The following is a 23,850-nucleotide window of genomic DNA, read 5'->3' on the forward strand; positions in this document are numbered from 1 at the left end:
CAAGAAGGAGAACCGCCATGTATCAACTCTTCATCGAAGGCCTGCAACGCCTGGGCCGCGCGCTGATGCTGCCGATTGCGATCCTGCCAATCGCCGGCCTGCTGCTGCGTCTGGGTGACACCGATCTGCTGAACATCGCGATCATTCACGACGCCGGCCAGGTGATCTTCGCCAACCTGGCAATGATCTTCGCCATCGGCATCGCAGTCGGTTTCGCCAAGGACAACAACGGCACGGCGGGCCTGGCCGGGGTGATCGGTTATCTGGTGATGATATCCACCCTTAAAGTGCTCGATGCGAGCATCAACATGGGCATGCTCGCCGGGATCGTCAGCGGCCTGATGGCCGGCGCACTGTACAACCGCTTCAAGGACATCAAGCTGCCGGAGTATCTGGCGTTCTTCGGTGGCCGGCGGTTCGTGCCGATTGTCACCGGGTTCGCGGCCGTCGGCCTGGGCGTGGTGTTCGGCTACATCTGGCCGCCGATCCAGCACGGCATCAACGCTTTCGGCGCCTTGATGATGGAAAGCGGCAGCATCGGCGCGTTCGTCTTCGGCGTGTTCAACCGCCTGCTGATCGTCACCGGCCTGCACCACATCCTCAACAACATGGCGTGGTTTGTGTTCGGCAACTTCACCGACCCGACCACCGGGGCACTGGTGACCGGTGACCTGTCGCGCTACTTCGCCGGCGATCCGAAGGGCGGCCAGTTCATGACCGGCATGTTCCCGATGATGATCTTCGGCCTGCCCGCCGCGTGCCTGGCGATGTACCGAAACGCCCTGCCGGAACGGCGCAAAGTCATGGGCGGGATTTTCCTGTCGATGGCCCTGACTTCATTCCTGACCGGGGTGACTGAGCCGATTGAATTCGCCTTCATGTTTCTGGCGCCGCTGCTGTATCTGCTGCATGCGTTGCTGACCGGGTTGTCGATGGCGATCACCAATGCGCTGAATATTCATTTGGGCTTTACCTTCTCTGGCGGCTTCATCGACATGATTCTCGGCTGGGGCAAATCCACCAACGGTTGGCTGGTGTTTCCTGTCGGCCTGGCTTATGCGGTCGTCTATTACGGAGTGTTTGATTTCTGCATTCGTCGCTTCAATCTGAAAACGCCGGGCCGAGAAGATGTCGCTGTCAGTGAGAAAGCCGTACTGACTGAAAACGAGCGCGCCAGTGCCTACATCAAGGCATTGGGCGGCGCTGAAAACCTGCTGACTGTCGGCGCTTGCACCACGCGATTGCGACTGGAGATGGTTGATCGCAACAAGGCGTCGGATGCTGATCTGAAAGCGCTGGGTGCGATGGCCGTTGTGCGTCCGGGTAAAGGTGGGAGTTTGCAGGTGGTGGTCGGGCCGCTGGCCGACAGCATTGCCGATGAAATTCGCTTGGCGATGCCGGCATTTGGCCGTGCTGTTATTGCCGAATCTGTTGCAGTTCTCGAAGAGCCAAAAGCAGTGATGGTCGCGGGCGCCGAGGCACAGAAATGGCTGAATGCCCTGGGCGGCGGCGCCAATGTGCTGCAACTGGATTGCATTGCCATGAGCCGGATTCGTCTGTTGCTGGCGGATGGCAAAGCACTGTCCGAGGCGCAGTTGAAAGAGCTGGGTTGTCAGGGTGTCAGCCAGTTGGAAGGTGGGGTTTGGCATTTGCTGGTGGGGGATAAGGCCGCGAGTTTGAGCGGGGCGATTGAGGCTTTGGTCAGTCGCAGTGAGGTGAGTGCCAAGGTTTAGACGTCTGGTGTCTGGACTGGCCTCATCGCTGGCAAGCCAGCTCCCACAGGGGCATGTGTTTCAAACTGTGGGAGCAAGCCTGCTGGCGATGCACGGTGACACGGTCGTCAGGTTTGCGGGTCGACTCGATCCAGCGCTCGGTTTACCACCAGCTCGGCGAGCATGACGATTTGCTGGATGCCTAACGCCGTACTGCGCTGAGAACCGCTTAGCTCATTGGCGAAGTTGCTGGCGGCGGTGCTGGCGCTGGCCAACGATTCAACGGCGTGAGCGAGCAGGCTTTCAGTGTCGACCTGCGGGCAGACCATGAACATGGTGCTCGGTCGTCGGGGCTTGGCGGGTTCGGGGCACAGATAGAAGTCGAGGGCGCGCTTGATGGCTTCGCGGTTTCGGGCCTGCTCTTCGGCGCGCAGGGCCTCTTCGAGTGGGGTTTTGGTTTCGGGTGGGTCGGGGACGGGCTTGGTCATTGCAATGATCTCTAATCAAATGATTGAAGCCATCACTGGTCGTTTCTCACGCGACGAAGAGGTGGCAGCTATGTGCGGAGTGAGAAACCGGTAAGAGATCAACCCGGCCGAACCGAAGTCCGCCCGCACACAGCCGCCATAGAACATTACCGGCAGCAAATGAGCTGGCGGCGATTATGGTGCTACTGACGTTTGATTAAAACCTCTTACCGGGTTCTCACACCCGATCACCGATTCGCGGTGACAACAAAAGACTAGAGACCTGACGTCCGACGGACAACCTGAAAACCTTGTGGGAAGGTTCGGGTTATTAGACACATCGTTAAACAGCCAAAAGCAAACCCTCACCCTAGCCCTCTCCCAAAGGGAGAGGGGACTGACCGAGGTGTTTGGGCGAGATACGCCGACGTGAAATACCGAGCCAAACTCAGGTTTTGAAAGCCCACAAATCGGCCCCCTCACCCCAAACCAAACTCAGATCTGAAAGCCCACAAATGGGCCCCCTCTCCACGAGCCAAACTCAAGTTTGAAAAGCCCAAAAATCGGTCCCCTCTCCCTCGGAAGAGGGCTGGGCGGGCGGCGTTCCGATGAGGCGCAGCCCCAACACAGAACGAAAGCCGATCCCATGCTTTTCCACCACTCAACAGGATGAGCGTTAGCTCGGCTGCAGCTCTTGATCTTGATTCACCGACCCCGTCGGCAGGCTGAGCGGAGGGATTCATCCGGGGGTGGGAGCGCAGCGACCGTTTGGCGAAGCCAAACACATCGAGAGGAGGTGCAGCGAAGCAAACCGGAGACGATGCCCCCCGGATCAATCCCGGAGCGAAGGAACCCCGAGCCTCAGCGAGTGGGCCGAACGTTGGGGCAAGCGTTTTTGGTTACTTTTGAGGCGTTTGTCAAAAGTGACCCGCCGTAAGGGCGGAACCGCCAGCCGCAGCACCCGAAGAAACGGATATTCAGACAGCCAGCCAGAACATGGTCGCCTGTCAGGGCGCCATCGCTGGCAAGCCAGCTCCCACAGTGGGATGAGTTAACACACAAAATCGCAGGCAACAAAAAACCCGCAGACAATCACTCATCTGCGGGTTTCCTGTTCAGCAGCGCAGAAGATCAGAAATCTTCCAGCCGCCACACTTCATAAGCCGGCGTCTCGTACGGATGACTAAGCTTCAAAGCCGCCACAACAGCAACAATCAACTCATCCGCAACAACAAGCTCAACCTTCCATTCCTCAACCTGCTCGACCCGCCCCGCCTCACCGATGAACGGCTGACTACCGTCCAAAGGCCGAAACTGACCAGACCCGAGCACCTGCCAGGCACAGTGGTCATAGTCACCGATCCGCCCACCACCGGCAGCGAACACAGCCCCTTTGACCACCTCGACATGACTGTCAGGAACGAAAAACGCCAGCTTGTACACAGGCCTCAGTTCACCCAAACGCGAGCATTACGGAACATACGCATCCAAGGTGCGTCTTCATTCCAGTCTTCCGAACGCCACGAGTTCTGCACGGCACGGAACACACGTTCCGGGTGCGGCATCATGATCGTCACACGGCCATCACGGCTGGTGAGACCGGTAATCCCGCGCGGCGAACCGTTCGGGTTGGCCGGATACGATTCAGTGACCTTGCCGTGGTTGTCGACGAAACGCATCGCCACGCAACCGGACAGATCGGCTTCCAGCAGTGCTTCTTCGCTGGAGAACTCGGCGTGACCTTCACCATGAGCGATGGCGATCGGCATACGCGAACCGGCCATGCCTTGCAGGAAGATCGAGTTCGACTCCTGAACCTGCACCATCGCCACACGCGCTTCGAACTGCTCGGAGCGGTTGCGCACGAAATGCGGCCAGAACTCGCTGCCCGGAATCAGCTCGTGGAGGTTGGACATCATCTGGCAACCGTTGCACACGCCGAGGGTGAAGCTGTCGTTGCGCTCGAAGAAACCCTGGAACGCATCGCGGGCGCGGCTGTTGAACAGTGCCGACTTGGCCCAGCCCTCACCGGCGCCGAGTACGTCGCCGTAGGAGAAACCGCCGCAAGCCACCAGGCCTTTGAACTCGTTCAGGTCGACACGGCCGGCCAGAATGTCGCTCATGTGCACGTCGATCGCGTTGAAACCGGCGCGGTCGAACGCGGCGGCCATTTCCACCTGACCGTTGACGCCCTGCTCACGCAGCACGGCAACCTGTGGGCGAATGCCTTTCTTGATGTAAGGCGCGGCGATGTCCTGATTGACGTCGTAGCTCAGCTTGACGCTCAGGCCCGGGTTGTCTTCTTCGAGCAGCACGTCGAACTCTTGTTCGGCGCAGTCGGCGTTGTCGCGCAGACGCTGGATCTGGTAGCTGGTCTCAGCCCAGGTACGTTGCAGCAAACGACGCTGGCCTTCGAACACGGTGTCACCGTTGAAGGTGATGTTGATCTGGCCGTTGTTCATTGGCTGACCGATCACCGACACGCAGTCGCCCAGACCGGCAGCGCTGAACTGCGCGAGGATATCCGGCGTGGCGTCCTGACGAACCTGGATCACCGCACCCAGTTCTTCGTTGAACAGGATCGCGGCGATGTCAGCCGAGGTTTCAGCCAAACCGTCAAGGTTCAGGCTCAGACCGCAGTGACCGGCGAAGGCCATTTCCACGACGCTGGTCAGCAGACCACCGTCGGAACGGTCGTGGTAAGCCAGCAGGTGACCGTCGGCGTTGAGGCCCTGGATCACGGCGAAGAAGGCTTTGAGATCTTCAGCATCATCGACGTCCGGCGCTTGCGAGCCGAGCTTGCCGTTCACCTGAGCGAGGATCGAGGCGCCCATGCGGTTCTGACCGCGACCGAGGTCGATCAGGATCAGGTCGGTGGTGCCCTTGTCCATGCGCAGTTCCGGGGTCAGGGTCTGACGGATGTCAGCCACTGGCGCGAAACCGGTCACGATCAACGACATCGGCGAGGTCACGGTTTTTTCTTCACCGTTGTCATTCCAGCGCGTGGCCATGGACATCGAGTCCTTGCCCACCGGAATGGTGATGCCCAGCTCAGGGCACAGTTCCATGCCGACCGCTTTCACGGTGTCGTACAGACGTGCATCTTCTCCAGGGTGGCCGGCAGCGGACATCCAGTTCGCCGACAGTTTGATGTCGGAGATCTTGTTGATGCGCGAAGCGGCAATGTTGGTCAGGGTTTCACCGATGGCCATGCGGCCCGACGCCGGAGCGTCCAGCAGAGCCAGCGGAGTGCGCTCGCCCATCGCCATCGCTTCACCGGTGTAAACGTCGAAACTGGTGGCGGTCACGGCAACGTCGGCCACCGGAACCTGCCATGGGCCGACCATTTGGTCACGGGCAACGAGGCCGGTGATGGTGCGGTCGCCGATGGTGATCAGGAAGCTCTTGCTCGCAACAGCCGGGTGATGCAGAACGCGTTCGATGCTTTCGGTGATGTCGAGATTCGACGGATCGAAGTCATCACCCAACTCGGCTTCACGAACAACCGAACGGTGCATGCGCGGGGCTTTGCCCAGCAACACTTCCAGTGGCATGTCCACCGGGTTGTTACCGAAGTGGCTGTCGGTGACGGTCAGTTGCGGTTCGGCGGTGGCTTCACCCACGACGGCAAACGGGCAACGCTCACGTTCGCAAATCGCCTGGAAGCGCGCGAAGTCTTCAGGGCCCACGGCCAGCACGTAGCGTTCCTGGGATTCGTTACTCCAGATTTCGTGCGGGGCCATGCCCGGCTCGTCGTTTGGAATATTGCGCAGTTCGAAACGGCCACCGCGCTCGCCATCGTTGACCAGTTCCGGGAAGGCGTTGGACAGACCGCCCGCGCCGACGTCGTGGATGAAGCTGATCGGGTTCTTGTCACCCAATTGCCAGCAACGGTCGATCACTTCCTGGCAACGACGCTCCATCTCAGGGTTTTCACGCTGTACGGAAGCGAAGTCCAGATCCGCCGAGCTGGTGCCGGTGGCCATGGAGGAAGCCGCGCCGCCGCCCAGACCGATCAACATCGCCGGGCCGCCGAGCACGATCAGCTTGGAGCCAACGACGATTTCGCCTTTCTTGACGTGTTCTTCGCGAATGTTACCCATACCGCCGGCCAGCATGATCGGCTTGTGGTAACCGCGAACTTCGTCACCGTGCGGCGTGGTAATCGATTGTTCGAAGGTACGGAAGTAACCCGTCAGGGCCGGACGACCGAATTCGTTGTTGAACGCGGCGCCGCCGAGCGGGCCTTCGATCATGATGTCGAGGGCCGTAACGATGCGCTCAGGCTTGCCGTACGGCACTTCCCACGGCTGTTCGAAGCCCGGGATCTGCAGGTTGGATACGGTGAAACCGGTGAGGCCAGCCTTTGGCTTGGCGCCACGACCGGTTGCGCCTTCGTCACGGATCTCGCCGCCAGAACCGGTGGATGCGCCCGGGAACGGGGCAATCGCGGTCGGGTGGTTGTGGGTTTCAACCTTCATGAGGATGTGCACCGGCTCCTGCACCGCGCCGTACTGGCGGGTTTCAGGATTCGGGAAGAAACGGCCGGCAACGTTGCCGACGATCACCGAGGCGTTGTCCTTATAAGCCGACAGAACGCCTTCGCTGTGCATCACGTAGGTGTTCTTGATCATGCCGAACAGGCTTTTTTCCTGGTTTTCACCATCAATATCCCAACTGGCGTTGAAGATCTTGTGGCGGCAATGCTCGGAGTTGGCCTGGGCGAACATCATCAGTTCGATGTCGTGCGGGTTGCGCTTCAAACCGTTGAAGGCGTTGACCAGATAGTCGATTTCGTCTTCAGCCAGGGCCAGGCCCAGTTCGGTGTTGGCCTTTTCCAGCGCGGCGCGACCGCCGCCGAGGATGTCGATCGCCGTCAGCGGCTTCGGCTCGGCATGGCTGAACAGACCGGCTGCCTGCTCAAGGTTGCCGAGGACGATTTGCGTCATGCGGTCATGCAATACATCAGCAATCTGCTGCGCTTGGGCGTCGCTGAACTGACCGGCAACGTAGAACGCGATGCCGCGCTCCAGACGCTGGATCTTGCTCAGGCCGCAGTTGCGGGCGATGTCGCTGGCCTTGCTCGACCATGGCGAGATGGTACCGAACCGCGGCAACACCAGGAACAGACGGCCGGTCGGCTCTTGAACCGGAACACTTGGACCGTACTTCAGAAGGCGCGCAAGCACCTGCTGTTCGTCGCCGGTCAGGACGCCGGTAACTTCGGCGAAGTGAGCGAATTCAGCATATAAGCCACTGACAGCCGAAACTTTCTGGCTCAGTTGCTCAAGGAGTTTGCTGTGGCGAAAGGCAGAAAGGGCAGGAGCGCCGCGCAGGATCAACATCTTCGGGACAGCCTCGGGAAGGGGTGTGCTTTGAGGCCGTGCATTCTAGCCTAAACCGCCCTCAACATCACCCGAAACGCTACGCACGGTTGCACTCGGGTGTCGATCTGTGTTTCTGCCTCGAGAGTCAAATTTACGGGACACGTGAACAACGTTAATTTTTACTGTAACAAAATGCCCTTCACGCCCGTTTCTGCGGGGTTTCGGCTGGTTTTGTGATCTCTAGCAGAGTCGCCCTGCACTGTCGAGATATGGCGCCCGCAGTCCTTTGCGTATACTGCGCAAATGTTTTTCCCAACGGCTTTGCGTCCGCGGTACGCCAAATGGCTGATCGCAACCGGACTCTTCCTGATGCTCGGCGGCTGTGTTGATAAACCCAACACACTCGAGCGCGTAAAGGAGGATGGCGTGCTGCGGGTGATTACCCGAAACAGCCCCGCCACCTACTTCCAGGATCGCAGTGGTGAAACCGGCTTCGAATACGAGCTGGTAAAGCGCTTTGCCGACGATTTGGGTGTCGAACTGAAAATCGAGACTGCCGACAATCTTGACGACCTCTTCAACCAGATCGGCAAACCCAACGGGCCGGTGCTGGCGGCTGCCGGTCTGGTCAGCAGCGACCAGCGCAAGCAGCAGGTGCGATTCTCCCACTCCTACCTCGAAGTCACTCCGCAGATCATCTATCGCAACGGCCAGTCGCGGCCGACCGACGCAGCAGATCTGGTCGGCAAGAAGATCATGGTGCTCAAGGGCAGCACCCACGCCGAGCAACTGGCCGAGCTGAAACAGAAATTTCCCGGCATCGAATACGAAGAATCCGACGCTGTCGAGGTGGTCGACCTGTTACGCATGGTCGATGAAGGCCAGATCGACCTGACGTTGGTCGACTCCAACGAAGTGGCGATGAATCAGGTGTATTTCACCAACATCCGCGTGGCCTTCGACCTTGGCGACGCGCGCAGCCAGAGTTGGGCGGTAGGCCCGGGCGAAGACAACAGCCTGCTCAACGAGATAAACAACTATCTGGACAAGGTGCAAAAGAACGGCACCCTGCAGCGCTTGAAAGACCGCTACTACGGTCACGTTGACGTGCTCGGTTACATGGGCGCCACCACGTTTGCCCAGCACTTGCAGCAGCGTCTGCCGAAATACGAACAACACTTCAAGAACTACGCGAAGAAAGAGAAAGTCGACTGGCGCCTGCTCGCCGCCATCGGTTATCAGGAATCGCTGTGGCAACCGACGGTCACCTCGAAAACCGGCGTGCGCGGTTTGATGATGCTGACCCAGAACACCGCTCAGGCGATGGGCGTGTCCAACCGCCTCGACCCGAAGCAGAGCATCATGGGCGGCGCCAAGTACATCGCTTATATGAAGGATCAGCTTGATGATTCGATCAAGGAGCCGGATCGCACCTGGTTTGCACTGGCGGCGTACAACGTCGGCAGCGGGCATCTGGATGACGCGCGCAAACTGACGGCCAAGGAAGGTCTGAATCCGGACAAGTGGCTGGACGTAAAGAAAATCCTGCCACGTCTGTCGCAGAAACAGTGGTACAGCAAAACCCGCTACGGCTACGCCCGAGGCGGCGAGCCCGTGCATTTCGTGGCGAACATCCGTCGTTACTACGACATCCTGACCTGGGTGACCCAACCGCAGCTTGAAGGTGATCAAGTGGCCGAGGGCAACCTGCATGTGCCGGCGATCGACAAGTCCAAGCCTGCGCAAGAACCTGCCCCGCTTTAAAAACACCCCAAAAACAAATGTGGGAGCGAGCCTGCTCGCGAAGGCGTCGTGTCAGTCGATATCATCTTTGACTGATACACCGCTTTCGCGAGCAGGCTCGCTCCCACAGGTGGGGTTGTGTTGCCGCTTAGTGTTTGGCAGCCGCCAGAATCAGCGCTTTCATCTCAGCCACTGCAGACTTGAAACCCACGAACAACGCATGCGCCACCAGCGCATGGCCGATGTTCAATTCGTTGATGCCCTTGATCGCCGCGACCGCTTCAACGTTGTGGTAGTGCAGACCGTGACCGGCATTGACGATGAGACCCTGCGCCAGACCAAACGCCACACCGTCCGACACACGCTTCAACTCTTCAGCGATTTGCGTCGGGGTTTCAGCGTCGGCATAGCGTCCGGTGTGCAGTTCAATCGCCGGTGCGCCGACACGTTTGGACGCAGCAATCTGGCGCTCGTCGGCGTCGATGAACAGCGACACTTCGCTGCCGATTTTCGACAGACGCTCAACCGCAGCCTTGATCCGCGCTTCCTGCCCCGCCACGTCAAGACCGCCTTCAGTGGTCAGCTCCTGACGGGTTTCCGGTACCAGGCAGATGTGCGCCGGGCGAATAAGCTCGGCGAACACCATCATTTCTTCGGTGACGCCCATTTCGAAGTTCATGCGGGTTTGCAGCACATCCTTGAGCAGCAGCACATCGCGTTCTTGAATGTGGCGGCGATCTTCACGCAGGTGTACGGTGATGCCGTCGGCGCCCGCCTCTTCCGCGTCCAGCGCAGCCTTGACCGGATCCGGATAGCGCGTGCCACGGGCCTGACGCAGAGTGGCGACGTGGTCGATGTTCACGCCAAGAAGAATGCGATTGCTGGTGGTCACGGATGCGCTCCTGAATTGAGAGATTCGGCGCACAGCATACGGTGAGATCAGGGCTTGCGAAACAGTTCGCGACTGACGAGGGGGCGGCCGCCCAAGTGAACGGCCAATGCCTGACGCATCAAACGCTTGGCAGCGGACAAAGCACCGGGGGCCGACCAATCGGCTTCAGCCATGGCCAGCAGTTCGGTGCCATTGAACAGCCCCGGCTGCAACAGATAGACGCGCTCAAGCCCTGCATCCACTTGCAGGCGATAAAGTCCGTCCGGCGCGACAGGTTCGCCGTGAACATCAGTGTTCATGGCGAATCCGTAGCCAAGATCATCCAATAATCGCCACTCGAAGGAGCGCAGCAAGGGTTCCAGCGGTCGACCTTCAGCCAGGGCCGACAGCGTGGCGGCGTAGTGATCGAACACTGCCGGATGCGGATCTTCGGCGGGCAGCAAGCGAATCAACAGTTCGTTGAGATAGAGGCCGCTGAACAGTGCCTCGCCGACCATCCAGGTCGCGGTTCCGGCACTCTCCATGCGCCCGACGTTCTTCAGTTCACCCTTGCCGCGAAACTCCACTTCCAGCGGCACGAATGGCCGCGCCAGTGTCCCGGCCTTGCCCCGCGCACTGCGCAACACCGCCCGCAGCCGACCTTGCGGCGTGAGGAAGTCCACCAAAGCGCTGGTTTCGCGGTACGCGCGCGAATGGAGGACGTAGGCGGGTTGGGCGGGAGGTGGGCTTTGCGACATTGAGTTCTCGATGAAGAAACGCAGTTTTACACACAACCCAAAACCACTGTGGGAGCGAGCCTGCTCGCGAAAGCGGAGTGACAGTCAACATCAATGCTGAATGTTACATCCTCTTCGCGAGCAGGCTCGCTCCCACAGTGAGTATCGGTGTTCTTGAAATCAGTGCTTACAGATCGCCGTAACCCAGCGAACGCAATGCACGCTCGTCGTCGGACCAGCCGCCCTTCACCTTGACCCACAGGTTGAGCATGATCTTGGAGTCGAACAGCAGCTCCATGTCCTTGCGCGCTTCGGTGCCAATGCGTTTGATACGCTCGCCCTTGTCGCCGATGATGATCTTCTTCTGGCCATCACGCTCAACGAGGATCAAGGCGTGGATGTGCAGAGTCTTGCCCTGCTGCTTGAATTCTTCGATCTCGACGGTGATCTGGTACGGCAGCTCGGCGCCCATCTGACGCATGATTTTCTCGCGCACCAGTTCGGCGGCAAGGAAACGGCTGCTGCGGTCGGTGATCTGGTCTTCCGGGAAGAAGTGATCATTTTCCGGAAGGTGGTTGGCAATCACCTTTTCCAGCGCTTCAAGGTTGTGCCCGTGCTGCGCCGATATCGGGATGATCTGCGCGTTCGGCAGCTGTTCCTGCAACCACGACAGGTGCGGCATCAGCTCGGCCTTGTCTTCGATGCGGTCGGTCTTGTTCAGTGCGACGATCAGCGGGCCGGTCACGTACTGCACGCGCTCCAGAACCATCTGGTCTTCGTCGGTCCACTTGGTGCGATCGACCACGAAGATCACCACATCGACGTCTTTCAACGCCGCCGAAGCGGTCTTGTTCATGTAGCGGTTCAGCGCCTTTTCGCCACCCTTGTGCATGCCCGGGGTGTCGACGTAGATCGCTTGCACGTCACCCTCGGTCTTGATCCCGAGCATGTTGTGGCGAGTGGTCTGCGGCTTGCGCGAGGTGATCGCGAGCTTCTGGCCCAGGATGTGGTTCAGCAGCGTGGACTTGCCCACGTTGGGACGGCCGACGATGGCAACATAGCCACAGCGAGTTGCGTTTGTATCAGTCATTGCCATTCTCCACGCCCAGGGCAATCAGTGCTGCGGCGGCCGCTACCTGTTCGGCAATACGACGGCTCACACCCTGACCTCGGCTTTTTTCATTCAGTAAGACAACTTCGCATTCGACGAAGAAGGTTCGGCAGTGCGGCTCACCCTGGATATCCACCACTTCGTAACGTGGCAGGTCACAACCGCGCGATTGCAGATGTTCCTGCAGGCGGGTCTTGGGATCCTTGTTGGTGTCGACCAGCGTCAGGCCTTCGAACTCGCCGGCCAGCCAGGCCAGTACGCGTTCGCGGGCGACGTCCATGCCGGCGTCGAGGTAAATCGCACCGATCAGCGCTTCAAGGGCGTCGGCCAGAATCGATTCGCGACGAAAACCGCCGCTTTTCAGTTCTCCGGAACCCAGACGCAGATAATCGCCGAGGTCGAAACCGCGAGCCAGTACGGCCAGCGTCTCACCTTTGACCAAACGTGCGCGCAAACGCGACAACTGGCCTTCGCGGGCCAGCGGGAAGCGATCAAACAGTGCTTCGCCGGCGACGAAATTGAGGATGGCGTCACCGAGGAATTCCAGGCGTTCGTTGTTGCGCCCGGCAAAACTGCGGTGCGTAAGGGCCAGGAGCATCAACTCCTGATCCTTGAAGGTGTAACCGAGCTGACGCTCGAGACGGCTTAATGAGGCGCTCACGGTTTACCCACGCTGTGTTCAAAGCTGGATTCCACCGCCATCGCCGGGATACGGCGCAGGCCTGGGACAATTAACGCTGTGTTCAAAAATTAAATCCTGGCGATTGCGAAGCCGATTGTGTCGACTCCAGAAATGCATTCGGCGCTGTGGTCAACAGCGCCGTGTGTGATTACTTGATCAGGCCAACCCGCGAGAAATTCGGCAGGTGGCTGAGTTTCGGTTCCGGCCAGCTCATCCAGACCGCGAAGGCCTTGCCGACGATATTCTGGTCGGGAACCATGCCCAGCAGATCCTTGGGAATGTTCGGATCATCCCAGTAACGGCTGTCGTTCGAGTTGTCGCGGTTGTCACCCATCATGAAGTAGTGCCCGGCAGGCACTGTCCACGTACGATCCGGCGGGGTGCGGTAGCGGCTCATTTCCTTGCGGATAAGGTGCTCGGCTGCGCCGAGTTTTTCCTTGTAGAGCTCTGCGCTGCCCAGCGTGCCCGGCTCGGAGCCGACCAGTTGCTCGGCAATCGACTCGCCATTGACGAACAGACGCTTGTCAGCGGTGTACCGCACGGTGTCACCCGGCAGGCCCACTACACGCTTGATGTAGTTGACGGCAGGGTCGCTCGGGTAGCGGAACACCATCACATCGCCACGCTGAGGATCACCGACTTCGATGATTTTCTTGTCGATCACCGGCAGGCGGATCCCGTAAGAAAACTTGTTCACCAGAATGAAGTCGCCGACGTCCAGGGTCGGTTTCATCGAGCCGGATGGAATCTGGAACGGTTCCACCAGGAACGAACGCAGCACCAGCACGATGAACAACACCGGGAAGAACGACTTGCCGTATTCAACCAGCAGCGGTTCCTTGTTCAGTTTCTCGACCACCACCCCGTCAGGCTGGCTGACGCTGCCCTGATAGGAGGCAATGGCAGCACGCCGACGCGGCGCGAGGATCAACAGATCAAGCAACGCCAACAGGCCGCAGACGAAAACGGCGATGACCAGCAACAGCGGGAAATTTAGTGACATAGGACCTAACTATCCAACCTGAGCACTGCAAGGAAGGCTTCTTGTGGAATTTCCACGTTGCCGACCTGCTTCATGCGTTTCTTACCGGCCTTTTGCTTCTCCAGCAGTTTCTTCTTACGGCTGACGTCACCACCGTAGCATTTGGCCAATACGTTCTTTCTGAGTGCCTTGACGGTTGTCCGGGCAACGATCTGACCACCGATGGCGGCCTGGATCGCGACGTCGAACATCTGACGCGGAATCAGTTCTTTCATCTTCTCGGTCAACTGGCGACCTTTGTAGTGCGAGTTGTCACGGTGCACGATCAACGCCAGGGCATCGACCTTGTCGCCGTTGATCAGCACATCCAGTTTCACCAGATTAGCCGATTGGTAACGATCGAAATGGTAGTCCAGCGAAGCATAGCCGCGGCTGGTGGATTTGAGACGGTCGAAGAAGTCCAGGACCACTTCGTTCATCGGCAGGTCGTAGGTGACCTGCACCTGATTGCCGAGGAACAGCATGTCGACTTGAACGCCACGCTTCTCGATGCACAGGGTGATGACGTTGCCCAAGTGTTCCTGCGGCACCAGAATATTGGCCCGCACGATCGGCTCGCGCATGTCTTCGATCGACGACACATCCGGAAGCTTGGATGGGTTGTCGACGTAAATCGTTTCACCGGTTTTGAGCAGCAGCTCGAAAATTACCGTCGGCGCCGTGGTAATCAGGTCCAGGTTGTACTCGCGCTCGAGTCGCTCCTGGATGATTTCCATGTGCAGCATGCCGAGGAAGCCGCAACGGAAGCCGAAGCCCAGTGCGTCGGAGCTTTCCGGGGTGTATTGCAGCGACGAATCGTTGAGGGTCAGCTTCTGCAACGCTTCGCGGAAATCTTCGAAGTCGTCGGAGCTGACCGGGAACAGACCGGCGTAAACCTGCGGCTGGATGCGTTTGAAGCCTGGCAGCACTTCAACGTCCGGCGTCGAGCTCAGCGTCAGGGTGTCACCTACCGGCGCACCGTGAATGTCCTTGATGCTGGCGATGATGAAGCCCACTTCGCCGGCCTTCAGATCAGCCGTGGCGGTATGTTTCGGGTTGAACACGCCAACGCTGTCGACCAGATGGATCTTGCCGGTGGACTTGACGAGGATCTTGTCGCCCTTCTTCACGCGACCATGACGGACACGCACCAGGGAAACAACGCCCAGGTAGTTGTCGAACCAGGAATCGATGATCAACGCTTGCAGCGGATCTTCGATATTGCCGGTTGGCGCAGGAATGGTATGCACCAGACGCTCGAGTACTTCGTCGACACCCAGGCCGGTCTTGGCGCTGCAGGTGACGGCGTCAGTGGCGTCGATGCCGATGATCTTCTCGATCTCGTCCTTGACGCGATCAGGGTCTGCCTGTGGCAGGTCGATCTTGTTCAGTACCGGCATGACCTCAAGGCCCTGCTCGATCGCGGTGTAGCAGTTGGCCACGGACTGGGCTTCAACACCCTGCCCCGCGTCGACGACCAGCAATGCACCTTCACACGCAGCCAGGGAACGGCTGACTTCGTAGGTGAAGTCGACGTGGCCCGGGGTGTCAATGAAGTTCAGCTGATATTTGATGCCGTCTTTGGCGGTGTAATAAAGGGTGACGCTGTGGGCCTTGATGGTGATCCCGCGTTCACGCTCCAGATCCATGGAATCCAGTACCTGGGCTTCCATTTCACGCTCGGCCAGGCCGCCGCACATCTGGATGAAGCGATCGGCCAGCGTCGACTTGCCATGGTCAATGTGGGCGATGATGGAGAAATTGCGGATATGACTCAAATCACTCACGGATCAACACTCAAAAAGGCTGCAGGCATAGCCCGCCGAAAAATAGCCGGGAATTGTACCTGATACACGGCGCAAGCGTCACGCTCACCTGTCACCCGGATAGCATGCAAAAACGCCCCGATCTGTCGACCGAGGCGTTTTCAAGGTTAAACAGTGGATGAAAGCTTGTTCATCAACCGGCTCGTCTAAGCAGCCAGACACCCGCCAGCGCACAAACCCCGGCCGGTACCAGCACCGCAAACAAGGGCGAGAAACCGAACACCAGGCTCGACGGCCCGAGCAAATCCTGGACGATGCGGAAGGTGAAGCCCACCAGCACGCCCGTGAACACACGCTGCCCCAAGGTCACCGAACGCAACGGGCCGAAGATAAAGGAGATCGCCATCAGTACCAGCGCAGCGGTAACCAGCGGCTGCAACACCTTGACCCAAAATGCCAGCCAGTAACGACCATTGCTCAGCCCCTGTTCAGCCAGATAGTGGATATACCCCCACAAACCGCTGATCGACAGCGATTCCGGCGCCATGACCACGGTGCTGAGCAATTGCGGGCTCAGTGCCACATCCCAACGCTCGGTTGGCATGTTCACGACTTCAGTGCTGCGCTCATTGAACTTGGTGGTCGACACGTCGCTGAGCTGCCAGTGATCGCCGTCGAACTCGGCCTTTTTGGCAAAGCTCGAACTCAGCAGGTGGCGCTCCTTGTCGAAGTGGTAGCGGGTCACGCCATACAACAGGCCGTTGGGTTGCACGGCGTTGATGTGGATGAACTCTTCACCCTGACGGTGCCACATGCCGTGCTTGGCGCTTTGCGCGTCGCCACTGCCCTGAGCCAGCGAGCGGTTGGCCTGGGCCATGCTTTCGGTGGCTGGCGCGACGTATTCGCCGATCAGCACGCCGGCCAGCATCAGCACCAGCATCGGTTTCATGACCGCCCACACGATACGGCCGATGGACACACCCGCGGCGCGCATCACGGTCAGCTCACTGCTGCTGGCCAGACTGCCGAGGCCAATCAGACAGCCGATCAACGCCGCCATCGGCAGCATTTCGTAAAGACGACGCGGTGCGGTCAGCAGCACGAAGCTCAGCACGTCAACCAAGGTGTAGGTTTCGCTGACGTCACCCATTTCATCGATGAAGGCAAACAGTGTCGCCAGGCCGAGAATGATCGCCAGCACAGCGATGATCGCCATGAAAACGCTGCTGCCGATGTAGCGGTCGAGTTTAACCACGAGCCACCTCCAGCGCAGCGGCACGACGGCTGGCCATCTTCAGGCGCAGCGGCTCCCAGTAGAGCAGGCCGAGGCCGATGAACAGGAAGATCGCATGCACCCACCACAAGCCGAGCGTCGGGTGGATCTTGCCTTTTTCAAGGGCGCCGCGCGCGGCAATCAGGATGGTCAGGTAAGCCATATAAAGAAGAATCGCCGGCAGAAGCTTGAGGAAGCGCCCTTGACGCGGATTGACTCGCGACAGCGGCACCGCCATCAGGGTCACGATAAACACCAGCAACGGCAAGGACAGGCGCCATTGCAGTTCGGTCTTGGAGCGGATGTCGTCACTGCCCAGCAAGGACGACGTCGGCATGGCGTCACGGTCGGTGACTTCTTCACTGACGTCCGGCTTGGGCAGCAGCACGCCATAGTTCTCGTAATGAATGGCGCGGTAATCAGCCTGGCCCGGGCTGCCGTCGTAGCGATAGCCGTTATCGAGGATCAGGTAACGATTGCCGTCGGGGCGGATTTCCTGACGACCCGACTCGGCTACCAGGACGGAAATCCCACGGTCCTTCTGATCGGCGCCGAGGTTCTTCTGCGAGATGAACACGCCACCCAGATTGACGCGATCATCGCTCAGGGTTTCGGTGTAAGTCACCCGACTGCCGTCGCGCAGGGCCTGGAAGCGACCAGGCTCCAGGGTGTCGAATTCGGTCAGCGCGTCCTGCTTGTTCAGCAGCAACTGGAACTGGTTGGCACCTTGCGGCGCCAGGCCCAGGCTCAGCCATGCCACGACCAGCGCAACCAGCGTCGCCGGAAACAGGGTCATGCGCAGCAGCTTCTGCTGACTCATGCCAGTGGCCGAGAGCACGGTCATTTCGCTTTCGAGGTACAGACGACCGTAGGCCAGCAGGATCCCGAGGAACAGGCCCAGCGGTAGAATCAGTTGCAGGAAGCCCGGCAGGCGAAAGCCCATGATCAGGAACAGCGAGCCCGGATCGAGCTGACCGGCAGCGGCCTGCGCAAGGTATTTGATAAAGCGACCGCTCATGATAATGACCAGCAGCACCGCACTCACGGCACTGAGGGTCAACAGAACTTCGCGGGACAGATAACGGAAGACGATCAAACCAGACACTCCAGGGTTGTCAGGCTAAGGCGGCCAAACAAGCAAACACACCGACCGGCCCGCAACGCAGAGCCGTCGGAAAAAGATGCGGCATTATCCTGTGATTGAGGGCGCCTGTCACTGCGCACACTCATCCTCGCACGCAATACGTTGAAGATCGTACAACCCAGGGGGCGCTCTCAATTAGTTTTCACACCGCGCCGGGGTCTGCTGTTGTGCAGGGCAAGGCGCGAGAATCGTGGATTGGTCATTCCAGATAAACATCGAGCAACGCAGCCCTGCACAACAGCAGGCCCGGCCCTTTGGGTTGTGCCTTAAAGCCGGCCAGTCTGCGTTGCAAGCCTTGGAAAGGAACAACCACTCCCAGCGGCCTGCGCCTTGCATGGCCGGCTTTAAGGCGACAACGCGGTGTGGAAACTGAGCGAGAACGCCACCTAGGGTTGTCAGGCGCGGGGAGCGAGGTTCAAACTGCGGCCCTTGTCGCAGGCTTTGGCCTGCGCTCTTCTATTTATAAGCAGGCGACTGCGGACACCGTCGAACGCCTGCGTGTTGACCATTCATTCAGGGATCCGGACATGGAACTGGTTGTAAAAAGCGTTAGCCCAGAAACGTTGAAAACCGCCACCCTGGTGGTTGCCGTCGGCGAAGGCCGCAAACTCGGCGCTGCTGCCAAGCAGATCGACGAACTGAGCGGCGGCGCCATCAGCGCCGTCCTCAAGCGTGGCGATCTGGCCGGCAAGGTCGGTCAGAGCCTGCTGCTGCACAGCCTGCCGAACCTCAAAGCCGAGCGCGTGTTGCTGGTCGGTGTGGGCAAAGATGAAGAACTGGGCGATCGCCCGTTCCGCAAAATCGTGGCCGGCATCCTCAACACCCTGAAAGGCCTGAATGGCAGCGATGCCGTGCTGGCGCTGGACGAAGTCATCGTCAAGGGTCGCGACAGCTACGGTAAAACCCGTCTGCTGGCCGAAACCCTGGTCGACGGCGAGTACAGCTTCGATCAATTCAAGAGCGTGAAAGCCGAACCGCGCGCCCTGAAAAAAATCACCCTGTTGACCATCAAGGCTGCACAAGCCGAAGTACAGCGTGCAGTGACCCACGCCACAGCAATCGCCAACGGCATGGCCTTCACCCGCGACCTGGGCAACCTGCCACCGAACATCTGCCACCCGACGTTCCTTGGCGAGCAAGCCAGGAATCTGGGCAAAGAGTTCAAGGATCTGAAAGTCGAAGTCCTCGACGAGAAGAAGATCAAATCCCTGGGTATGGGCTCGTTCTACGCCGTCGGCCAGGGCAGCGAACAACCGCCCCGCCTGATCGTCATGCAATACAACGGCGGCAAAAAATCCGAGAAGCCGTACGCGCTGGTCGGTAAAGGCATCACGTTCGACACCGGCGGCATCAGCCTGAAACCGGGCGCCGGCATGGACGAAATGAAGTACGACATGGGCGGTGCTGCCAGCGTGTTCGGCACCCTGCGTGCCGTACTCGAGCTGAAACTGCCGATCAACCTAGTGTGCATCCTCGCCTGCGCCGAAAACATGCCAAGCGGCAATGCAACCCGTCCGGGCGACATCGTCACCACCATGAGCGGCCAGACTGTGGAAATCCTCAACACCGACGCCGAAGGCCGTCTGGTGCTGTGCGATGCCCTGACCTACTCCGAGCGCTTCAAGCCGCAAGCGGTGATCGACATCGCCACCCTGACCGGCGCCTGCGTGGTTGCTCTGGGTGCACACACCTCGGGCCTGCTGGGCAACAACGACGAACTGATCGGTCAACTGCTCAGCGCCGGCCAGACTGCCGACGACCGCGCCTGGCAACTGCCGCTGTTCGACGAATATCAGGAACAGCTGGACAGCCCGTTCGCCGACATCGCCAATATTGGCGGGCCGAAAGCCGGCACCATCACGGCTGCGTGCTTCCTGTCGCGCTTCACCAAGAACCTCAACTGGGCGCACCTGGACATCGCGGGCACCGCGTGGACCAGCGGCGGCAAGGACAAGGGCGCCACTGGCCGTCCGGTGCCTCTGCTGACCCAATACCTGCTGGACCGCGCCAAAGCCTGAAACCGCTGACGAGCGGCGTCACTTTCGGGTGACGCCGTTTGCCGCTCTGGAATCGCAATGACCAAAGTCGACTTCTATATCCTGCCCAGCGCCGATCCTTCCGCGCGCCTGGACTTCGCCTGCAAGCTCACCGAAAAAGCCTGGCGCATGGGCCACCGCATCTACCTGCATTGCAGCGATGCCGCTCAGCGTGATGATCTCGATGCGCGCCTGTGGGCGTTCAAGGGCGAGAGCTTCGTACCGCATGGCCCGGCCGACAGCGAACCGGACGGTTTGATTGTCCTGGGGCTGGGCGATGACTGTGGTCAGCATCAAGACTTGCTGGTCAATCTCGACCTGAAAGTCCCGGCTTTCGCCAGCAAATTCGCCCGTGTGGCGGAAGTGGTGGTAGAAGATCCGACCATTCGCGCCGCTGCGCGGGAGAGTTTTCGCTTCTACCGCGAACAGGGCTATCCTCTGCAAGATCACCGTTTACAGCGACTCTGAGCATTCCAATGGACACTCCGAAACCGCAGCAAAAGTCCGCGCACTTGCTGGATGATCTCGAATCAATCCGCCAGTTGCTCGGCGATGACAACCTGCAACCGCCACTGCTGACCGATACGGTCGATGACGGTGAGCAGGAACAGATTCCGATGTTGTTCGATCCGGTTGGCAGCGAACCGCCAGCCGTTGAACCGCCGCAGGCACCTGTTGCGCAACCTGCAGCGACTGTCGACAAAGGCCCCGATGCCCTGCTGCACCTGGACAGCGAACTGCGCGCCGCCGCGCAATTGATCATGCAAGACGTGATCGACGACTTCGCCCCGCACATCGAAACCGAAATCAAACGCCGCCTAGATGCGCGGATGGAACGGCTACTCAGTCAGTACGAATAACCTGCCCTCCACGCGCCGGACCCGCAATTGAGTGGCAGCCCCAGCAAATCGCCAGCGCTAAATTGTCTGACTGCGATGCCAATCCAGTACTTTCGCATGTCGGGGGGTGGCAACCATTCCGCCTCCCCGGCTCACAAACGCTTGCGCCCAGTGATCTGGAACAGCGGTATTCACAGACCTGTAAAAATCAAACAGCTCGCTACTGCTTTCAATAATTGTCCACTGTCCTTGATTGACCATCGCTATCGGAAACGGTCCCGGTCGAGCCACCGCCCCCAGATATCCATTATCCCGTTTGACCTTATCAAATTCATGTCTCCACATATGGGCCACAAAGTTCACCTGCGGTCCATGACGGATCATATTCATCGAAGTGTTATCGAATGGCCTCACCGGGTCCAGTTCTGCAATAGCATGATTTAGCGAATCCATTACTTGTGCCTCTTCGACACTTCCCGAACCGGGCACGATGCCTTTTCCTCCTTTAACTTGGATAATGTCGTGCATGTCGTAATCTCCCGTGTAAGGTGTGACGACTTTAAACTTTATCCAAGCATCAACCAGCTCGTGCTCTACTGGATTTTGCAAGTTAACGCGATAAGAAACATCCTCTTCACTTATGCTATTGCGCGCATAGATCCCTCGAACACCTGCCCTGTTCCACTGTCCCACTCGCCCGACCAACCCACTCCTTTCAGCTTGTTCAAGCAGCGCCTCAGCCCTCTCGCCATAGGCCGACTTCAAAGAAGCGGGTTTAATGGTTTTTTCAAGAATGTTATGCCCTTTGGCCGCCGCACCCTCACCCAACGCCTTGATCGTGTGACTGCCTGACTCTGTTACACTTACTGCAACGCTGTGCTCTTTTGAAACCTTTTCGAAGGCTGGCATATGCAGAGGATGGACAAAAGTCTCGCCAACCAACTGCCTCGCTTCCTGCCCTTCTTTATACAATCCATTGGTATCGCAAAACGTGACCGGGTTATTCCCGACCATGACAAACAAGTTTATGCCATCCTTCGTCCCCGCCGGGTCAGCGCTTAACCAGCGCCCCACCCAAGGCTGATAATAACGCCAGCCATAGTAATAAAGTCCTGTCGCGTCCCGCTCCTTTCCCGAATATCTGATGGTTTTGAAACTTGCCTCTACTGCATCTCTAGTCGTCCACACCGCCGTCCCGCCGTACGGGTAATATTCTTCCTGGCTGATAACTTTCCCTTCGCCGTCCACCTCCAGTCCGCTACTACCGATCAGATTGTCGTAGCTGTAACGATACTGATTATTGCTGATGCTCTTCGGCTTCCGCCCGTCCCAGTGCAGTACCCGCACCGGTGACCGACCGGATGTTCCCACGCTGATGACCTGCAAACGCTCGGTCTCAAGTGCGCTGCCAATCGGCGCCCTCAGTTCCAGCGAGGGCAGATAGATGACCCGCTGCAGCCGCGTACGGTTACTGACTTTCTGCGAGCTGAACTTCATTCGTCGCTGACTGGCGCTGTCATAACGGTAAATTTCACTGTCGTCCACCGCGCTGTCACGCATTACCGGCGTTACCTTGAAGAGCTCGTTACGTGCGCTCCAGAGAAGCGGCTGTCCGGGTTGCAGCACCTTCTGCTGCCCACTCGTCGTGAACAACGCGTCAACGTCTTCGGGATTCTCTGTGAGGGTGTTCAGTACACCGCGATTGCTGCGATTGCTGATCGTTATGTCTGTGATCTGGTTATTGTTCGTGGCTGGCGCACGGTGGCGGATCTGAATCAGATTGCCGGCCGCATCGTAGCTGTATGCGCGGGTATAGTTCGTGTAAGTGGCGTTGTCGGAACTGGCTACGGGAGGGAAACTGTCTCGCCCATCAGCATTCGCCATTTGCCGTCCGGTTGCTTTCACCACTTGATAGAGGCTGTCGTAGACATAGGTGTTCCCCGGCACCACTTTCTGATTACGCCAGAAGCGGGTCTCTTCCGAATCGCTACGTACGCCAAGTACGTTGCCTACCGGGTCATACTCATAGCTCAGATCCTGCAATACCTTCGCCCCGCAGACATGCCCGACCGGCCGGGCCGTTTCAATCCTTGCCAGACGTTGCGTTTCGGCCTCGTAAGTCCAAAGGGTCAGCACACCGTTACCATGCTCTTCGCGCAGTGCCTGCCCCGTCGCCGAGTACGCTCGAGCCTTCACGACAACCTGCTCCGTATGGCCCTTCACCGTCAGCCAGCTGCCCGCGAGAAGACCTGCCACATCGTACGTCACCCGCTGCTGGTTGCCTGCAGCATCCGTGGATGCATACACCGCGCCCGTCGCATCTATGACGGTCAAATGCGTAAAGTCTTCTGCGGCCAGCGAGCCATTCCAGACCGAGGCATTTCCGCCCCGCCAATCGACGACCGTGTCCGGGTCATCTGCATCCTTCAACAGGCGACGGGTAATGGACTGCGGTACACCGGTCAGCGCCACGCTGTTTGACTGAACCAGACCCGCCGCATCGTAGTGACTCACACATTGTCCGGCCAGGTTCAGCGCGACTTCAGCATCACTGTTTCCTGCGTACACCAGAAGCTCGCTGATCCGGCAGACTTCATCGGCGGTCTGCTCGGTAACGCTCACCAATCTACCCGGAAGGTGACTTTCCTCGTATTGAAAGGTACGGGTCACAACCTGACTTCGGTCTGCTCCTTCGCCAACACCGGGAATGTTGTTCGCCACCAGCAAAGAACGACCGGCGGCGTCAGCCAGCGTCACGCGGCTGCCATTGTCGGCGCCTTGCAGACTCAGAACGCTACCAGAGAGACTGGCGATATAAACAAAGTTGGCTAATCCGGCTTCGCTCAAGCGCGGATCAGCGCTCTGCGCCAGGAATCCCCGGGCATCGTACTGATGAAGGGTAATACGCTCACTTGTAATCGTCGGTGAATCGGGATGGCGGTGGTAGCACAGATCCCGAATCCTCAGATTACGGGCATCGAATACCGTGATCGATGGCGTGTTGGCATGAAGTGATGTTTTGAGTTTGTGCATTTAGTCTGTCCCTCGTCAGAAAAGTATTAGCAGAGAACGCACGCCGTCGCCCACGCAGTCGTGACGGATTCGCCCCGCTCGCCCTCGG

Annotated in this window: 17 protein-coding genes; 5 read left to right on the forward strand and 12 right to left on the reverse strand. The window is 59.0% G+C overall.

Features of this window, described 5'->3' with window-relative positions; genetic code table 11:
* Positions 1–17 precede the first annotated feature (17 nt).
* The gene (nagE, locus tag IEQ42_RS03125) at positions 18–1,733 is read left to right on the forward strand and encodes an N-acetylglucosamine-specific PTS transporter subunit IIBC (RefSeq protein WP_210702515.1); all 1,716 of its coding nucleotides are present in this window, start codon (positions 18–20) and stop codon (positions 1,731–1,733) included.
* Between the two features lie 107 nt (positions 1,734–1,840).
* Here the strand turns inward: nagE and IEQ42_RS03130 are convergent, their stop codons facing one another.
* The 3 genes from IEQ42_RS03130 to purL all read right to left on the reverse strand — a co-directional run bounded on the left by IEQ42_RS03130 (position 1,841) and on the right by purL (position 7,524).
* Positions 1,841–2,200: a DUF6124 family protein gene (locus IEQ42_RS03130; RefSeq protein ID WP_210702516.1), complete on the reverse strand. Its 360-nt coding sequence runs from the start codon at positions 2,198–2,200 to the stop codon at positions 1,841–1,843.
* Between the two features lie 1,110 nt (positions 2,201–3,310).
* Entirely contained in the window at positions 3,311–3,622 is a 312-nt protein-coding gene (locus IEQ42_RS03135; protein WP_210702517.1) for a YqfO family protein, read from the reverse strand.
* A gap of 5 nt (positions 3,623–3,627) precedes the next feature.
* A complete protein-coding gene (gene purL / locus IEQ42_RS03140; RefSeq protein WP_210702518.1) occupies positions 3,628–7,524 on the reverse strand; it encodes a phosphoribosylformylglycinamidine synthase in 3,897 nt (1,298 codons plus the stop codon).
* Positions 7,525–7,809: 285 nt separating this feature from the next.
* Between purL and mltF the strand changes: the two genes are divergently transcribed.
* A complete protein-coding gene (mltF, locus tag IEQ42_RS03145) occupies positions 7,810–9,270 on the forward strand; it encodes a membrane-bound lytic murein transglycosylase MltF (RefSeq protein WP_210702519.1) in 1,461 nt (486 codons plus the stop codon).
* Positions 9,271–9,397: 127 nt separating this feature from the next.
* Here mltF and pdxJ read toward each other — a convergent pair whose 3' ends face one another.
* The 8 genes from pdxJ to lptF form a co-directional block, all read right to left on the reverse strand.
* Positions 9,398–10,141 carry a pyridoxine 5'-phosphate synthase gene (gene pdxJ, locus IEQ42_RS03150; RefSeq protein WP_210702520.1) on the reverse strand — a complete coding sequence of 248 codons (744 nt, stop codon included), beginning with the start codon at positions 10,139–10,141 and terminating at the stop codon, positions 9,398–9,400.
* Between the two features lie 47 nt (positions 10,142–10,188).
* The gene (gene recO, locus IEQ42_RS03155; protein WP_210702521.1) at positions 10,189–10,878 is read right to left on the reverse strand and encodes a DNA repair protein RecO; all 690 of its coding nucleotides are present in this window, start codon (positions 10,876–10,878) and stop codon (positions 10,189–10,191) included.
* A gap of 166 nt (positions 10,879–11,044) precedes the next feature.
* Positions 11,045–11,947 (reverse strand): GTPase Era, encoded by a 903-nt coding sequence (gene era, locus IEQ42_RS03160; RefSeq protein ID WP_042557789.1) that lies wholly within the window; start codon positions 11,945–11,947, stop codon positions 11,045–11,047.
* On the reverse strand, positions 11,940–12,629 hold the full coding sequence (gene rnc / locus IEQ42_RS03165) for a ribonuclease III (RefSeq protein ID WP_042557788.1): 690 nt from the start codon (positions 12,627–12,629) through the stop codon (positions 11,940–11,942). The genes era and rnc overlap by 8 nt, the downstream gene beginning before the upstream one ends.
* 169 nt (positions 12,630–12,798) lie before the next feature.
* Positions 12,799–13,653: a signal peptidase I gene (gene lepB / locus IEQ42_RS03170; RefSeq protein WP_042557787.1), complete on the reverse strand. Its 855-nt coding sequence runs from the start codon at positions 13,651–13,653 to the stop codon at positions 12,799–12,801.
* 5 nt (positions 13,654–13,658) lie between these two features.
* The gene (gene lepA / locus IEQ42_RS03175; RefSeq protein ID WP_042557786.1) at positions 13,659–15,458 is read right to left on the reverse strand and encodes a translation elongation factor 4; all 1,800 of its coding nucleotides are present in this window, start codon (positions 15,456–15,458) and stop codon (positions 13,659–13,661) included.
* A 172-nt stretch (positions 15,459–15,630) separates the two neighbouring features.
* Positions 15,631–16,692: an LPS export ABC transporter permease LptG gene (gene lptG / locus IEQ42_RS03180; protein ID WP_210702522.1), complete on the reverse strand. Its 1,062-nt coding sequence runs from the start codon at positions 16,690–16,692 to the stop codon at positions 15,631–15,633.
* Positions 16,685–17,806: an LPS export ABC transporter permease LptF gene (gene lptF, locus IEQ42_RS03185; RefSeq protein ID WP_150617215.1), complete on the reverse strand. Its 1,122-nt coding sequence runs from the start codon at positions 17,804–17,806 to the stop codon at positions 16,685–16,687. Before lptF ends, lptG begins: the two co-directional genes overlap by 8 nt.
* A gap of 575 nt (positions 17,807–18,381) precedes the next feature.
* On the opposite strand from lptF, the gene IEQ42_RS03190 reads away from it, so the two are divergent.
* Genes IEQ42_RS03190 through IEQ42_RS03200 form a run of 3 tightly spaced genes read left to right on the forward strand, consistent with a single transcriptional unit; the run spans position 18,382 to position 20,750 of the window.
* Positions 18,382–19,872, forward strand: coding sequence for a leucyl aminopeptidase (locus IEQ42_RS03190; RefSeq protein WP_210702523.1), 1,491 nt, complete (start codon positions 18,382–18,384; stop codon positions 19,870–19,872).
* 57 nt (positions 19,873–19,929) lie between these two features.
* Entirely contained in the window at positions 19,930–20,358 is a 429-nt protein-coding gene (locus tag IEQ42_RS03195) for a DNA polymerase III subunit chi (RefSeq protein WP_115146341.1), read from the forward strand.
* Between the two features lie 8 nt (positions 20,359–20,366).
* Positions 20,367–20,750: a DNA polymerase III subunit chi gene (locus tag IEQ42_RS03200; protein WP_210702524.1), complete on the forward strand. Its 384-nt coding sequence runs from the start codon at positions 20,367–20,369 to the stop codon at positions 20,748–20,750.
* 57 nt (positions 20,751–20,807) lie between these two features.
* Here the strand turns inward: IEQ42_RS03200 and IEQ42_RS03205 are convergent, their stop codons facing one another.
* Positions 20,808–23,762, reverse strand: a complete 2,955-nt coding sequence (locus IEQ42_RS03205) for an RHS repeat-associated core domain-containing protein (protein ID WP_210702525.1) — start codon at positions 23,760–23,762, stop codon at positions 20,808–20,810.
* Between the last annotated feature and the right edge of the window lie 88 nt (positions 23,763–23,850).

This window comes from Pseudomonas iridis (assembly GCF_017980685.1).
Taxonomy (GTDB): domain Bacteria; phylum Pseudomonadota; class Gammaproteobacteria; order Pseudomonadales; family Pseudomonadaceae; genus Aquipseudomonas; species Aquipseudomonas iridis.

Coding starts and splice junctions, on each gene's coding strand:
- nagE (WP_210702515.1), top strand. CDS start 18: ATGTATCAACTCTTCATCGAAGGCCTGCAACGCCTGGGCCGCGCGCTG.
- IEQ42_RS03130 (WP_210702516.1), bottom strand. CDS start 2,200: ATGACCAAGCCCGTCCCCGACCCACCCGAAACCAAAACCCCACTCGAA.
- purL (WP_210702518.1), bottom strand. CDS start 7,524: ATGTTGATCCTGCGCGGCGCTCCTGCCCTTTCTGCCTTTCGCCACAGC.
- mltF (WP_210702519.1), top strand. CDS start 7,810: ATGTTTTTCCCAACGGCTTTGCGTCCGCGGTACGCCAAATGGCTGATC.
- recO (WP_210702521.1), bottom strand. CDS start 10,878: ATGTCGCAAAGCCCACCTCCCGCCCAACCCGCCTACGTCCTCCATTCG.
- era (WP_042557789.1), bottom strand. CDS start 11,947: ATGACTGATACAAACGCAACTCGCTGTGGCTATGTTGCCATCGTCGGC.
- lepB (WP_042557787.1), bottom strand. CDS start 13,653: ATGTCACTAAATTTCCCGCTGTTGCTGGTCATCGCCGTTTTCGTCTGC.
- IEQ42_RS03190 (WP_210702523.1), top strand. CDS start 18,382: ATGGAACTGGTTGTAAAAAGCGTTAGCCCAGAAACGTTGAAAACCGCC.
- IEQ42_RS03195 (WP_115146341.1), top strand. CDS start 19,930: ATGACCAAAGTCGACTTCTATATCCTGCCCAGCGCCGATCCTTCCGCG.
- IEQ42_RS03200 (WP_210702524.1), top strand. CDS start 20,367: ATGGACACTCCGAAACCGCAGCAAAAGTCCGCGCACTTGCTGGATGAT.
- IEQ42_RS03205 (WP_210702525.1), bottom strand. CDS start 23,762: ATGCACAAACTCAAAACATCACTTCATGCCAACACGCCATCGATCACG.